This window comes from Modicisalibacter coralii (assembly GCF_004117855.1).
Taxonomy (GTDB): domain Bacteria; phylum Pseudomonadota; class Gammaproteobacteria; order Pseudomonadales; family Halomonadaceae; genus Modicisalibacter; species Modicisalibacter coralii.
Genome location: NZ_QWBW01000034.1, coordinates 43,700 through 57,090 on the forward strand (window position 1 = coordinate 43,700; position 13,391 = coordinate 57,090).

General features: G+C 57.0%; 15 protein-coding genes. 9 read left to right on the forward strand and 6 right to left on the reverse strand.

Going from position 1 to position 13,391, the window contains the following annotated elements; translation table 11 throughout:
• Nucleotides 1-92 precede the first annotated feature (92 nt).
• Nucleotides 93-572, forward strand: coding sequence for a hypothetical protein (locus D0901_RS17220; protein WP_129141535.1), 480 nt, complete (start codon nucleotides 93-95; stop codon nucleotides 570-572).
• Nucleotides 573-853: 281 nt separating this feature from the next.
• Complete coding sequence (locus D0901_RS17225; protein WP_129141536.1) at nucleotides 854-1,108, forward strand: hypothetical protein; 255 nt, start codon at nucleotides 854-856, stop codon at nucleotides 1,106-1,108.
• A 307-nt stretch (nucleotides 1,109-1,415) separates the two neighbouring features.
• On the opposite strand, the gene D0901_RS17230 is transcribed toward D0901_RS17225, so the two are convergent.
• On the reverse strand, nucleotides 1,416-2,294 hold the full coding sequence (locus D0901_RS17230) for an ORF6N domain-containing protein (RefSeq protein WP_162500904.1): 879 nt from the start codon (nucleotides 2,292-2,294) through the stop codon (nucleotides 1,416-1,418).
• Between the two features lie 76 nt (nucleotides 2,295-2,370).
• The gene (locus D0901_RS17235; RefSeq protein ID WP_129141538.1) at nucleotides 2,371-3,159 is read right to left on the reverse strand and encodes a Rha family transcriptional regulator; all 789 of its coding nucleotides are present in this window, start codon (nucleotides 3,157-3,159) and stop codon (nucleotides 2,371-2,373) included.
• 89 nt (nucleotides 3,160-3,248) lie between these two features.
• Here D0901_RS17235 and D0901_RS17240 point away from each other — a divergent pair, with 89 nt between their 5' ends.
• The 7 genes from D0901_RS17240 (at nucleotide 3,249) to D0901_RS17270 (ending at nucleotide 12,086) form a co-directional block, all read left to right on the forward strand.
• Complete coding sequence (locus tag D0901_RS17240) at nucleotides 3,249-3,761, forward strand: helix-turn-helix domain-containing protein (protein WP_162500905.1); 513 nt, start codon at nucleotides 3,249-3,251, stop codon at nucleotides 3,759-3,761.
• A 53-nt stretch (nucleotides 3,762-3,814) separates the two neighbouring features.
• The gene (locus D0901_RS17245; RefSeq protein WP_129141540.1) at nucleotides 3,815-4,132 is read left to right on the forward strand and encodes a hypothetical protein; all 318 of its coding nucleotides are present in this window, start codon (nucleotides 3,815-3,817) and stop codon (nucleotides 4,130-4,132) included.
• A 69-nt stretch (nucleotides 4,133-4,201) separates the two neighbouring features.
• A complete protein-coding gene (locus D0901_RS17250; protein ID WP_129141541.1) occupies nucleotides 4,202-9,403 on the forward strand; it encodes a phage tail tape measure protein in 5,202 nt (1,733 codons plus the stop codon).
• A complete protein-coding gene (locus tag D0901_RS17255) occupies nucleotides 9,403-10,293 on the forward strand; it encodes a hypothetical protein (RefSeq protein ID WP_129141542.1) in 891 nt (296 codons plus the stop codon). The genes D0901_RS17250 and D0901_RS17255 overlap by 1 nt, the downstream gene beginning before the upstream one ends.
• A complete protein-coding gene (locus D0901_RS17260; protein ID WP_129141543.1) occupies nucleotides 10,293-11,348 on the forward strand; it encodes a glycine-rich domain-containing protein in 1,056 nt (351 codons plus the stop codon). Before D0901_RS17255 ends, D0901_RS17260 begins: the two co-directional genes overlap by 1 nt.
• 11 nt (nucleotides 11,349-11,359) lie before the next feature.
• Nucleotides 11,360-11,761 (forward strand): hypothetical protein, encoded by a 402-nt coding sequence (locus D0901_RS17265; protein ID WP_129141544.1) that lies wholly within the window; start codon nucleotides 11,360-11,362, stop codon nucleotides 11,759-11,761.
• A gap of 46 nt (nucleotides 11,762-11,807) precedes the next feature.
• Nucleotides 11,808-12,086, forward strand: coding sequence for a hypothetical protein (locus tag D0901_RS17270; protein ID WP_129141545.1), 279 nt, complete (start codon nucleotides 11,808-11,810; stop codon nucleotides 12,084-12,086).
• Here D0901_RS17270 and D0901_RS17275 read toward each other — a convergent pair.
• The 4 genes from D0901_RS17275 to D0901_RS17285 are packed head-to-tail and all read right to left on the reverse strand — an operon-like array spanning nucleotide 12,083 to nucleotide 13,256.
• Nucleotides 12,083-12,505, reverse strand: a complete 423-nt coding sequence (locus D0901_RS17275) for a thermonuclease family protein (RefSeq protein ID WP_129141546.1) — start codon at nucleotides 12,503-12,505, stop codon at nucleotides 12,083-12,085. The two genes, D0901_RS17270 and D0901_RS17275, sit on opposite strands and share 4 nt — an antisense overlap.
• Entirely contained in the window at nucleotides 12,502-12,663 is a 162-nt protein-coding gene (locus D0901_RS20990; RefSeq protein ID WP_162500906.1) for a hypothetical protein, read from the reverse strand. Before D0901_RS20990 ends, D0901_RS17275 begins: the two co-directional genes overlap by 4 nt.
• A 3-nt stretch (nucleotides 12,664-12,666) precedes the next feature.
• Nucleotides 12,667-12,879 (reverse strand): hypothetical protein, encoded by a 213-nt coding sequence (locus tag D0901_RS17280; protein WP_129141547.1) that lies wholly within the window; start codon nucleotides 12,877-12,879, stop codon nucleotides 12,667-12,669.
• A gap of 20 nt (nucleotides 12,880-12,899) precedes the next feature.
• Complete coding sequence (locus D0901_RS17285) at nucleotides 12,900-13,256, reverse strand: hypothetical protein (protein WP_129141548.1); 357 nt, start codon at nucleotides 13,254-13,256, stop codon at nucleotides 12,900-12,902.
• Between the last annotated feature and the right edge of the window lie 135 nt (nucleotides 13,257-13,391).

Consider the following 13,391-nt stretch of genomic DNA (forward strand, 5'->3'; position numbering starts at 1 on the left):
GGCTTGGCGTGTCCTGGTCCGTGCGCCTCGTCGCCGCTCTATATGCAGCACCAACGGACCAATCGTATTCAACGGACCAATGAGGTATCACCATGGGTTACAAGTTCAATCGCTACGACACCGAGAAATTCATCGACGGTGACTGGGTCGAGATCGACGGCGGTCAATTCAAGATTGCAAAGTTCGGAAATCCCGCTCATCTTGAGGCCAGCGAACGCATCGAGAAGGAAATGCGTCGCCGCTACAACGGCAAGGATATTCCGACTGCGGTCAAGCTCGAGAACGTGGCCCGAGAGTACGCCGAAGGCTTGCTTCGCGACTGGCGCGACATGGAAGGCCAGGACGAAGATGGCAACCCGGTACAAGTGCCCTACTCCATTGAGAACGCTACGGAGCTGCTGCTCAACGATGAGCCGCTGAGGAACCGTATCCGACAAGAAGCCGGCGACCTGGCTCGCTTCGAAAAGGAGTATGTCGACGAACAGGCGGGAAAGCGCGGCGCTTCCTCCGGTGGCGGTACGAGTGGACGCAAGAAAGGCTCGAAGACGCCTACAGCGAATACCGCCGAGTAGCGGAGCAACTGGGTATTGATGACGATCCCCCGCCGCTTGACGAGCGCACCGCCTTCTGGATGCGCACGTTCAGCCTTCTCTGCAAGGGTCGCCCTATCGCCATGGGCGGCCTGCCCCCGCTTCCGCCGCTCGACATCATGGAGATCATTGACCGCTTGAGGCTCCCTTGCGACTACGAGGAGGCGCTAGAGGTGATCGGTGCCATGGACGATGAATGGCGGAGCCTACAGTCGACGAATTGATGAGCAGCAGAAGCTGCAGAAGGCCGCATAGGAGGCAGTATGGAAAGCAATAGCAACCTGCATCGCAGTGAGATGAAAGTGCCCGAGAGCCATCGGCTGGCCATCTCCATCGACACGGATCTCGACCTAAGCCAGCGCAAGGCTGTTGTTCGCGCTCTGGACATGCTGGCGAGCGCCCTCGCCGACCATGGGCATACATGGACCGACGAGGAGCGCGGGGCTTACGATGAAGCCGTTGCTAACATTCAGGACGTGAGAATGTCACCTACTTCCAATCCTTGCCAAACCCCTTGAGGGTGTCGTCGATAATGCGCTGACCTTCCGCCTCTAGCGCCTCTCGAATGGCGCCGTTCTTACCAACGAAGATTCCACAGTCCTCGCAATAGACATCGGAATCGTCGGTAACCGGCTGTTCAGGCTTGAGGCGGTCGCTTCCGCACTTCTCGCATCTTGCTACTATGTCTCCCATCCTGCGTACCTCTCTAGTTATGGGTGGACTAGCAGGCTAATCAGAATTTGGCAGCGGCGCATCTGGTAATGCATCCATGGGAGATGGCTTACAACGAAGGTTGCCCCGGGCTGTGCCGGGGCGTCAGCTTAGTCAGTGGATCGGGAAGATGCCGTAGTTCAGGCCAAGCCGCTTCCTTGATGCCTCCAGAAGCTCGCCCTTGGCCCTGGCGACGATGGTCTTGTATGTGTCCGCCATGCTCATGTGCTCGCACATTTGTGAGGCTGCGGGAGATTGCACCAAGCGAAGCGCCTCTTCGATCCGATAGTCCGACCAATGACGGTAGATCCAGTGGACATGGCACAGCAGGATGTAGAGGTCGCTCAAGTCTCCGTCGCTGAACGTGGCCGATGGCTTCTCTTCCTGTGGCATCAACTCCCCTTCCAGCTCGTATGACTGGATCGCCCCAAGCGCTTCGGTGTACTGGCTGTCGTCGATGTCCTTGTAGGTGCCGACGTTGAAGCGGTCCTTGAGGTGGCCATAGAGGCGGCTGAACGCTTGGCGCTGGATCGGCTTGGGCAGCGACTGCGCCTTGCGGGCAACAGCCTTCTGAATGCCGCGCTGGTGGTCAGGGGTGAGCGGGTTGGGTAGAGCCAGATTATTGGCCTTGGGTTCGAACTTGCCGAAGTAGTTGTCTTCCAGCGCCTCGAATACGTCCCATGCCGCATTGGTCTCCAGCATCTTGGCGTGACGAGCTGCGCCGCGCTCGGTGTAGAGCACCAGGCTCCGTGCTTTGGCAGGGATTTGTGAGTCGCTCAAAGCTACTCGCAAACGAGAAAGCTCTTTTCCTTCAACCTTGTAGCAGTGCTTCCCCTGAACGAAGCGATCCTTGTTCTTGGTGTAGTTTTGGCGGATGCGCACCTCGTCAGTGCCGTACAGTTGAGCCAGCACGGCGGTGGTCACGACAGGCTTGCCATCGTATGTCAGTTGCGGGACGTTGTCGGGCGTCACGGTAGTGATAGAATGAGTCATGTGGACTTTCCTTTTGGTAGGGGTTTGCTCTGCACTTGAAGCCTCTGGCGTTGGCCCGCCAGGGGCTTCTTCGCTTTCATGCAGCTTTACTGAGGCCCAGTGTTTGAAGAAGGTCATCAAACTTGTCTTCGTACCAGTGGGGCTGTGTCTGTCGCGGCGACTGCGGCGATGTAATGTTCTTGCCGTACTCGAGCCCGAGGTGCGTCAGGCACCAATAGCCGACCTCTTTCCCCTTGCTGCTGGTCCTGCTCTTCTTTTCGAGGATTCCCTGGCTGTGGCACACCTTGTTGAAGAATGCGGCGCTAACGCCTGCGGCGTGCCGCTTGAGCAGGTCTGACGCCGATGCGGTAGGCAGACTGGAGCCGCCGCCTGCAATCGCGGGTGCGTCAACGGCATAGTCAGGTATCAACGGCAGGTACTGAGGGCAGTTGCTCGCTGCAAATGCCTTCATGCAGGTGATGCGGGACGACCCTTCGACGCGAAGGGCGTCGAGGAAGGCGCCGGCGCCCTCGATCATGTCTTTCTGTGATGCTGAGACGCCTACGGGCTGAGCCGAGCCGCTCTCCAGGTCGTGCCAGCGCTTGATGACGGCAGCACGGCGCTTCACGTCGTAGCCGGTGACCAGCACTTCGGTGTGGTAGCGGTCCAGCTTGAAGCACGGCAGCGAGCGCCCAGTGCTGTCCTGATACTGGGCTGAAAATTCAGCCGAGCTGATATCGAGCTGTTCACACATCGAGCGGATATCGGCCATCACGTTCTTGTGCTGCTTGCCGGTCAGGTCGGCGATCTCCCGGCTAGACATGGTTGCAGCGGTGGATACGGCAATGTGCTGCGCTGAGAAGTTCTGGGTGGTAACATTCACCATTACGGTAACTCCTGTGAGCTTATGGGACACAGTTGATGCTATACCTGTCTCACAAGGTTACATAATTGCCTTTTTTAATGGTGCGGCCCATGCCGATAGTATTCTCCGATGACTTCCCTGACCGACTTTTGGCTGCGAGGGGTCGGCTTGGCCTTTCTCAGCAAGAGTTGGCTGACGCCATTGGCGTAAGCAGGAAGAGCATGTCGCGATATGAGCAAGGACAGACGCTTCCTCGTGCTGGCGTTCTTCTGCGTATGGCGAACATCCTGGAAGTAGATCCTGGCTGGCTAACAGGGGCAGAAGGCGAGGTTGACCGTGCAGAGATTGAGAGAGAGGCAGAATATCATGGTCTTTACCCGAGTAAAGTTACTGGCACCCCTGTTCATTTAAGCGCCTCTCTTAGAAACAAGATCGTTGTTTCTTCTCGCAAGAATCAACGTAGCGTTCACGACGAGATCGTTAGCAGGCTGGAGTCTTCTTTTGAGCGATCAAATCGTTTTTATGCTGAGGTACTCAAGGAGGTTGCTTATATGCTCGACTTCAATGAAGACGATGAGGTTCCGGTAGCTTACGAGGATACAAAAAATGATGAAAATCAATAACCAAGCTTAATCACGGAAGTAGAACGCAAAGAAGGGAACAAGAAGGGGGAGTGATGAAGGGTAAGATTTTAGCGGTGACAGCAGGCGTTGCAGTGATGCTCTCAGCGATATCAGCAGAGGCGAGGCAATTCAATGGTAATGGCCAAGCTGCCTGCGTCACAGAGAAGAAGCTTGACCAATTAATCGATGCTGCAACTCAGCGAAACAAGCCTGCTATCAACTATTTACTGCAGCACGGCTGCATTATCCCGAAAGCTGGGGTGCCTGTGACAGTTTTAGACACCACGTTTTCGGGAAAGGCTCAGGTTCGCGTCTTTGCGAACGGTAGGCCAATAGAGCTTTGGACTGTTTTTGAGGCGCTATCGAAATAGCGAAATCGGATAATGTATCGCCCCGCCATAGAGCGGGGCTTTTTTATGCCTGTAATTTGAGGTTGCGCCATGCCTTATGACTCTACTTTGCGCTTGGTGGTAGACAGTAGCGGCGCTGAGAATAACTTGCGTCGTTTCAGGGGTGAGCTGGATCAGACTGAACAATCAGGCGCGAGTGCAGGTAGGTCGCTTAAAGGTGTGGCCACTGCTGTCAGCGCACTAGGCGTAGCAGTCGCCGGGCTTGCTCTCCGCGAAGTGATCAACGAGACGGCGAAGTTTGAAGATTCCATGCTCGGCCTACAGGCTGTTTCAAAGGCAACTGCGCAACAAATGCAGCAGCTTGAGAAGCAGGCGCGCACACTTGGTGCGACCAGCATGTTTTCAGCTAAGCAGGCTGGCGATGCTCAGCGTTATTTGGCTCAGGCAGGGTTTGAGGTCAATGAAATCCTTTCGGCAACCCCTGGCCTGCTAAATCTGGCAGCTGCTGGCCAGATGGATCTGGCGCGTGCTGCTGATATCGCGTCGAACGTTCTCGGCGGCATGCGACTGGAGGTTGACCAGCTTAACCGTGTTAATGACGTGCTGGCAGCTACTGCGTCTGGTGCCAATACTAACATTGAGCAACTTGGTGAAGCTCTCTCCTATGCAGCGCCTTTTGCCGCCGCTGCAGGCATCTCTCTCGAAGACACCGCCGCTGCAATTGGCGCCATGTCGGATGCAGGTATTCAAGCGTCTCGCGCCGGTACCGGCCTTGTAGGTATCATCCGGCAGCTGTCAAACATCACCCCTGCGGCGCAAGAAGCACTAGAAGCCGCGGGGGTATCTCTTGAGTCTGTGAATATCCAAGCTCGCGGGCTGCAGCCCGTTCTGGACACGCTATCTAAAGCGAGCCTGGATGTTGGCCAATCCATTGAGATTTTTGGATCTGAAGCCGGCTCGGCTGCTCTCAATGTCATTGAGGCGTCTGACAAAATCGAAGGATTCTCTAAAAGCCTTGGTAACGCTGAAGGCGCTGCGGAGCGAATGGCCCTTGTTATTGGAAGTGGTCTAACTGGCTCAATGCGAAGCTTTAACAGCATGGTTAGTGAGTCCACTTTACAGCTAGGCGACAGCGGTATTGCGGATGCCTTTAAACAAGTTACAGACACTGCTACTGGCGTTTTAGCAATTTACAATCGGATGCTTCCAGCATTTGCCGAAGCTAACGATCTATCAGAATCGCAAGTTGATCGCTTGAAACTGCTTGCCAATGGCCTGGAATCTTTAGGCAAGGCCACGGCTGGTGTTGCTGCAATTTATGGGGTTCGCTTGGCCACAGCTTTCGCCGCGTCGACTGCGGCTATGGCTAAAAACACCTTTGCTAGCGTTGCTGCGGCAAAGGCGGATGCTTCAGCGGCTCAAGCTACTGTTCGCCGCACAGGTGCAGAAGTTCAAGCGGCTAAAGCCATTCTCAGTACTGCGCGAATTGACGCCCAGGCTACTGTCGGAACTAACGCGCACGCATTCGCACTTCAGCAAGTGTCTGCGGCCCGCATTCGCGCAACAGAGGCTGCCGGTGCTCACAATGCCGCTTTGGCGGCCGAGACAGCCGCTATGGGTCGTGCGAGCATCGCGGCTCGTGGGCTCAGCGGTGCACTAGGCTTGCTCGGCGGCCCGGTTGGGGCAGCTATTGTCGCTGGTGGCGCTATATATTATTTCCGTGAGCAATTGGGTCTTGTTCCTAAACCCGCTCGCACAGTCAGCGAAGAACTAGACACGCTTAGGCTGCGCCTAAATGACGTATCAGAAGCTACGATAAAATACAGCGTTGCAAGTTTTACTGCTGAGCTATTCCAGCTTCAGGTTCAAGCTCAACAAGCTTCTGAACGTCTGGAAACTCTCAAAGAGGCTCAGAACTCTTCTAGTTCATTCGGTCAGGGTATGCGCGGCGATCTTTCTGCCGGCATAAGAGAGCAGGAAGTCGAGCTAGAGGGGCTCAACAACAAAATTGAGTCTCGCAAGCAAGCCGTTGAGCAGCTCATGCAGAAAATGGCTGAGCTTAATACCACGGCTAGTGACGGCGCATCTATTTTTCGTACTCTCGATGACTGGATGTTCCCTGTTGTAGAAACCATGGCCGCTGGCGGCGACGAAGCCGACAAGTTCGCAAAATCCATTTCTGGATTACTGGACGAGCTTTACCCGCTGCAAAAAATGCAGCGTGAGTATGCCGATCAGAAGGCGATGCTCACCCGCTACGCTCGCGAAGAAGGGCTCAGCAATGAATGGCTGAATGAGACACTCTCACGCCTTGATGACAGCTATCGCAATGCGTCCGACGCCGCAGAGGTCTACAACTTCACCGGGCAGAAAGCGGCAAAAGACGTGCAAGAGGCGTTCGACCCTGCGCTGAAAGCGATGGAGCGCGGCGTCGAGCGGCTGGACGACTCCTTCGCCGATGCCTGGCGGTCGATGCTCGATGGCTCCAAAGACGCATTCTCGTCGCTCAAGGACATCGCTCTCGACACGCTCGCCGAGATCATCCACGCCTATACCACGCGTCGGATCACCGCGTCGCTGGGCATGACGCTGGCCGGCACGGGAGCAGCGGCTGCCGGACAGAGCGCGTCGAGCCTCGGTGGAATCGGTGATGTTGGCGATCTGGTCAGCATGGGTTCGTCGCTCTACAACGGTGGGCTCCAGGCAGCGGGCAATGCCTACCGCGGCGGCATGCTCGGCAATGCCGTGTTCGGTGGCGGTGGGTACTCCAATACCGGGGCAGCGCTGGGTGCGGCAGCCGGCCAGGTGCTGATCCCCATTCCGGGCGTCGGCGCAGCCATCGGCTCGTTTCTTGGCTCTGGTCTTGGCTCCCTGTTTGGCGGCTCTGGCGTTGATCCCAACCTCGTCTTCAAGACTGAGGGGAAGTATGGAACGGCCGGCCGCTCTGGTTTTGAGCGGGAGATCAGCGCCCAGTCGGCACTTGGCCAAGTGGGTTTTGCGCGCGAGTCGCGGGATCTCGACTACGCCTTCGATAGCTTCGACGAGGCTCAGCAGTACATTGACGGCGTGGCGCAGCTCGACAACACCTTCGCCGCCATTGCTGACTCTGCCGATCAGCTCGCCGCTATCCAGCAGACGGTACAGACCAAGGGGCTGCTCGACCGTTCCGGCTCCGAATTCCTGACGGATCGCTACCGCTCCGGGTTCGCAACACTGGGCAATAGTTTCCAGTCCGTATTCGATTCGTTCGACGGCACGCCAGACAAACTGGTGTCGCTAGCCGTCGCCCTGGATTCGCTCGACGACACGATCACCGGCAATGCAACGGCGATGGCTGACGCCCAGGATGCCCTGGGCTCAAGCGATGACGTGTTGGCCACGGCTCAGGCCATGGCACAGCAGGCTCAGGCCATGGGTACGCTGGATAGCGCAGCCAGTCAGCTCAATCTGCGCTTCGATGCCACGGCTCAGGGAGCCCTGGATGCGGCCGGCAACCTGGCTGAATTGGTCGGCGGGATCGACAACCTCAACGCGCTGAACTCGCAGTATTACCAGGCGTTCTACACCGACGCCGAGAAATTCGACCGCCTGTCGTCGTCTCTCAGCGAGGCGTTCGACGAGATGGGTCGCGATCTCCCGACGACTCGCGAGGGTGTGCGCTCACTGGTCGAGGGCCTGGACCTGATGACCGAATCGGGTCGCGAGCAGTACGCGCAGATCATGCAGCTCGTGCCGTCGCTGCAGCAGTACACCGGCACGCTTTCAGAGCAGCAGCAGGCCGCCGAACAGGCTGCCGAGGCTATCGCGAGTCAGCGCTGGGATCTGCAAAACAAGCTGCTCGAGGCTCAAGGAAAGGACACCGAGCTGCTCAATCGCCAGCGCGAGCGCGAGCTTGAGGGGCTTGACGAGTCGAATCGTGCGCTGCAAAAGCGGATTTGGGCGCTACAGGATGAGGAGAAAGCCCAGGAAGCGGCCGCACAAGCAGCGCAGGAAGCTGCCGAAGAAGCGGCAAGGCGTGCATCACTGATCACTGGCGCCAATATCTATGGTTCCGGCTTGATCGGCAATGTGTCTGACGCGCTCGGGTCGTTCAACGATGCATCAAGCACGCTTGATGACATCGCGCAGACTCGTCAAGCGCAGCTCAGCGATGAGTATCGCGCTATCGAGTCGCTGTCTGATCTGATCGACTCGCTGTCCGTTTCTGAGCTTGCTACCGGCTCACGCCTTGATGCAGCTCGTCAGCAGTACAACGAACTGTATCAGCAGGCGATGGGCGGCGATGCAGAGGCCGCTCAGCAGTTGGGCGATGCCGCGCAGACGTATCTGGACCTGCAAAAGCAAAGCTCATCGACAGCCCAGGAGTACGCGCGCGTCTATGGCCAAGTGACGAACGGCGTCGTCGGCCTGCAAGGGCAGTTTGAGGAATCCGTCGATCAACTCGATGACGTAGCTCGCTACAACGACCGTCAGTTGCGTGAACAGGAGCGGACGAATCACACGTTGCTCGACTCGCTCACGCAGCTCGTCGACTCGAATAGCTCGCTGCAATCCATCGCCGATCTGATCGACATTCTTCCGAGTGATCTCGCCAGCCAGTTGAGCGACATTTTCCCCGAGTACGGCAGTGACGTCGGGCAGTCTGCTTTCAATGAAGCGGCTTATCTCGCGAACAAAACAGCGCAGGTCAACGCCAATAATCAGGGCGGTCGCAGCGACTGGACCGTGGGCGAAGTCTATGACCGGATCATGCAAGACTTTGGCTCGGTCTATGCCCACTACCAGCAGTATGGTCGCGATGAGGGTGTGTTGCCGGGATTTGGCGATTCATCCTCGCCCGGCTCGGCTAGTAACGCTGATCGGTTCAATGAGTCCAAGTACCTCTCAAACTACCTGGACTACTTGAATCAGCGCGACTCCGGTGAACGCGATTGGTCTCGCATGGAAATGCTCGATGCATTCTCGGACGCCAATCTGACGCCTTATGAGCACTGGATGCGATACGGGCGCTCCGAGGGCGTCAAGGCGTATGCAACAGGCGCCTGGAAGCTCGATAGCGATCAGCTTGCGTATGTGCATAAAGACGAAATGGTCGTGCCGTCGCGCAATGGGATTGCCGATGAATTCCGCGCGTATGCCTCTGGCAATAGCTACGGCGAATTGCTCAAAGAGGTCAAGCAACTGCGTTCGGATCTCGCCGCATCTCAGCGCGCCATCGCCGAGAATACCCGTAAGTCGGCGCGCGTACTTGAGCGCTACGATCTCCGCCAGCGCCAAGAGGAGTTTGCATAATGCAGATTGTCCGCCCCGAGCCGGTCACGGAAGACCGGCTCACTTCTTCCGACGTGCCGCTCGATGACTATCCGGTCTGGTCATCGGTGACTTATACCGCTGGCGACCGCGTGCTCGTCGACATTGAGGCATACGAGGCCATCGTCGATACAAGCGATGAGCCCGTGGCCGGCTCGCAGAAAAAGACGCCGACGTGGCTTCGTCTCGGTTATGCAAATCGCTGGCGTATGTTCCGCGACGGTCGGGATTCCAAGACGACTCAGGACGGCGGAATCAATGCCGTCGTCACGCCATCTCAGGTAGTCAATGGCCTAGCACTACTCGGGCTTGAGGGATTGAGCGTCACGGTCACGATGACGGATCCGGTAGAAGGACAGGTTTATCAAAAAACCAGGTCAATCACGGATATTGGTGTCGGCAACTGGTACGACTGGTACTTCGCGCCCTACGGCATCAAAGAAGATCATGTATTTACCGATCTCCCACCCTACCCAGGCGCAGACATAGAAATCTCAGTGCAAACGGCCTCGCCAACTGATGCTTCTGCAGTCGGCCGCTTCGTCATAGGCATGGTCCGCGACCTCGGGATAACGCTTTACGGAACTAGCGTCAGGACTCAGGACTTTTCGGTTCGTGAACGCGACGGTTTCGGTAACGTGACAATTACTCGCCGGCGACACATCAAGCTATGCGACTACCAAGTCGCCGTTGCGACTCAGCGCGTCGATTACGTCAAGCGTGAACTAGATAATATCGCTAGTCAGGAAACCGTATTCATCGGCAGCGATCAATTCGGCAGCACGGTCATTTTCGGCTTTTACCGAGATTTCGACATCACGATTTCAAACTACGGCGTGAGCGACGCCACCATTGAAGTGGAGGGTTATTGATGGCATATCCCCAGGTCCCTAACTTGCCGCCAGCCCCGGTTCGCGGCGAGGATTTCGAGACGTTCGCGGCTAAAGCCAATGACCATGCTGCCGCCCTTAATCCGTGGACTGACGACATCAATACGCTGGCTGACTGGATGGATACGACTGCCGGCCAGGTCGATGCCGATAAACAGGCTGCCGCATCGTCTGCAACTGCTGCATCAGATAGCGCCACTGCCGCCGCTAACTCAGCACAATCAGCAAGCGACGACGCAGACCGAGCGGAAAGCGCCGTTGCAACGCTGCCAGAAGGCACGCTCAACGACTCCGTGACAGCGACCGACAGTACATGGTCAAGCGACAAGATCAGCTCGGAGATTGCGGCGTCGGCGTCCGTCGTTCAATACGACGAATTTACTGCATCTGGCACTTGGGTAAAACACCCTAATGCTCGGTATGTTTACCGTGAAATCGTCGGTGCCGCTGGCGGCGGGGCTAATCAAACTGGTGACGACAAGGCAGGCGGCGGCGGCGGCGGCCTTTTCGACTCAAAACTGTTGTTAGCTAGTGACCTCTCGGACACTGAAGACGTTGTTATAGGATCGGGTGGTCTTGGCGCTCCAGCGGGTAGCAATGCAAACGGACAACCGGGTGGGTCCACGTCATTTGGCGATATTTCAGTGCCCGGATCAGACAGGGGTTTTCTAGGAGGTCGCGGCGGATTTTCTGGATCCTCTGAACAGAGTGTCCCGAAAAACATATCAGGATTTGGCGGTGGTTATTTTGGTGCGACTGGAGGCGACTCTAATTCTACATTCGGGATTCTTTCGCAGCCAATTGGAGGTGATTCCCGAAAAGGGGGCGGTGGAGGCGCAGCAACAGAAGGGGCTGGTGTTACAATAAATCGTGCCGGAGGGCTATCGGTAGAAGCAGGAAATGGCGGTAATGCATCGACTGATGCCAACGTTAAGGGTGGTGACGGTCAATACCCCGGAGGCGGTGGCGGCGCATCGAAAAACGATGGCGGTGGCGGCAATGGCGCTGATGGTCGCGTTAGAGTCTGGCAATGGTAACGGAGTCAATTATGCGAGCTGCAATTATTGAAAACGGCGTTGTCGTTAATGTAGCCCGAGTCGCTGATCAGGATTTCGCCGATCAAATGGGATGGGTTGTTAGTGATGAGGCGAGGATAGGCGACAGTTACAATGCCGACACCGGAGAATTTACAAGCCCGCCCCCTGAACCACAGCCCGAACCCAATTATTTCACATACAAAACTGACATCTGGCAGCGATGCACGGATGCCGAGGCCGAGACGCTGGACGGCGCTTTGTCCCAGGCGACAGCAAAAGAGCGCCGCATGTGGGAAGACAGTCTCACTATTGAACATTCGAGCGACTACTACGACATCCTGCGCGCTGAGATGATCGATCGGTTCGGCGAGGCGCGCACTGATGTAATCCTGGCCCCATCAAGCGAGGTGTAAAATGACTCATCGCATGGACATGCTGACCGATTTCACCGACTAAGACGTGATTCCAGCGTTCTGGGGTGGCTGCCAGCGGCTGGTAAAGCGCAGCACTGTGCTTGGCGCTCTGGAGCAACGCATTTCGACTGTCGAGTATGCTCCCAGCAATGCCGGCTTGGCGTCTCGTGTTGGATCGCTTGAGCAGTGGCGCCAGAACAAAGCGGCGGCGATCTCGGACGCCAGCACCGATATGGGCGGTATGGGCGTCAGTGTGGCCGGCGTCAACGTCGCCAGCACGTCCGCTGTGCAGTATCTGAAGGCGCTGAGGCGAGAGCAGAGCTAGCGGCCACACCATGCTTTGCCATGTGTGCCGGGTCTGTACGGGATAGCGTAGCCCTCGGCGAGCAGTGTGTCGTTGAGCGATTCGCCGTCTAGCGTAACTTCGACGAGGGGCCGGTTGAATCCGTCCTCACCCTGCCGCTTCACATCCACCACCTCTGCCGCCCTGACGCGCTCTCTGACGTACTGGGTCGCCCGGGCGGCTAGCTCCCTCTCCCGCTCGCGTTCGGCTTCTGTGTCGCAGCGTGAGCGGGATTCTGGGGTGTTGAGCCGGACGAGGCGCACATCGAACACGTCCCAGCCGGGCTCGTTGCCTCGGATCTCGACTCGGATCGTGTCACCATCTACGACCTCAAGGACGTTCACCGGCATGGCCAGGGCCGGCAGGGGCAGGAGTGCGAGGGCTAGGGCGAGGCGGGTCATTCGCTATCTCTATCGGACATGGCTTGATCTATGCATTCTCGCAAGGACGACCCAAAGTAAGTCTCATCACCAATAAACGTCGCAGAAAATCCGTCCCAGTCGCATCCGGCTTTTTCGATAAAATCAAGTCGGCGCTTGTCGTCGATCTCTTCTCCCATCTCTCACTCCCCATCCAGTCGCACAGCGCATCCGGCGTACTCGCCGTTAGTGTACCTTTCTTCGATTGTCCTTTGCTCAGCCACCGACAGCCCCACATAGACAGGCGTCACGCCGTACTCCCGGCGGATCTCGGCGAACGCCTCGGCCATGTGCTGGTCAATGATGGCCTGCATGCCCTGCTTGGCTTCGCGGTAGTTGCTGATTGCGTTGTTCATCCCCGCCTCCATATCCTGTCTCACGCATTCTCGCACAATGCCGCGTACTGCCGGCATACCTCATAATGGCCACGCTCGGCATCAAGGCTGTGGTTGTATCCCTCCATTTCCAACCCACCCCAGTCCAAGATATTCGGATCACCGTCAGCGTTGTCGCCATCCATCTCGAAAACCATAGTCTCGAAATAGCGATCAGCACCTACCTGCTCGATCTTTCCCGGCTCCCGGAGTGGGTCAAGAATAAGTCTCCCGACTGTTGATACGAGATACTTGCCGTTGATACTGGTTGCCAAGTGGAATTGGCACCTAGCACCGCAGATGTGATGGCCGGGGAACCCGTACCACTTCCAGCCTTCTTGACTATGCATGTTGCTCATTGCTTTCTCTCCTCGTGGTGTGCTAGCAACAACCCAGCAGCGAGCATCGTGTATGGCGTGATGTATGGTGACGCCACCCTGCCCCTAATGAAGCCCTATATTTCGGGCTTGTTAGGAGCGCGTTGCCCGCTCCAG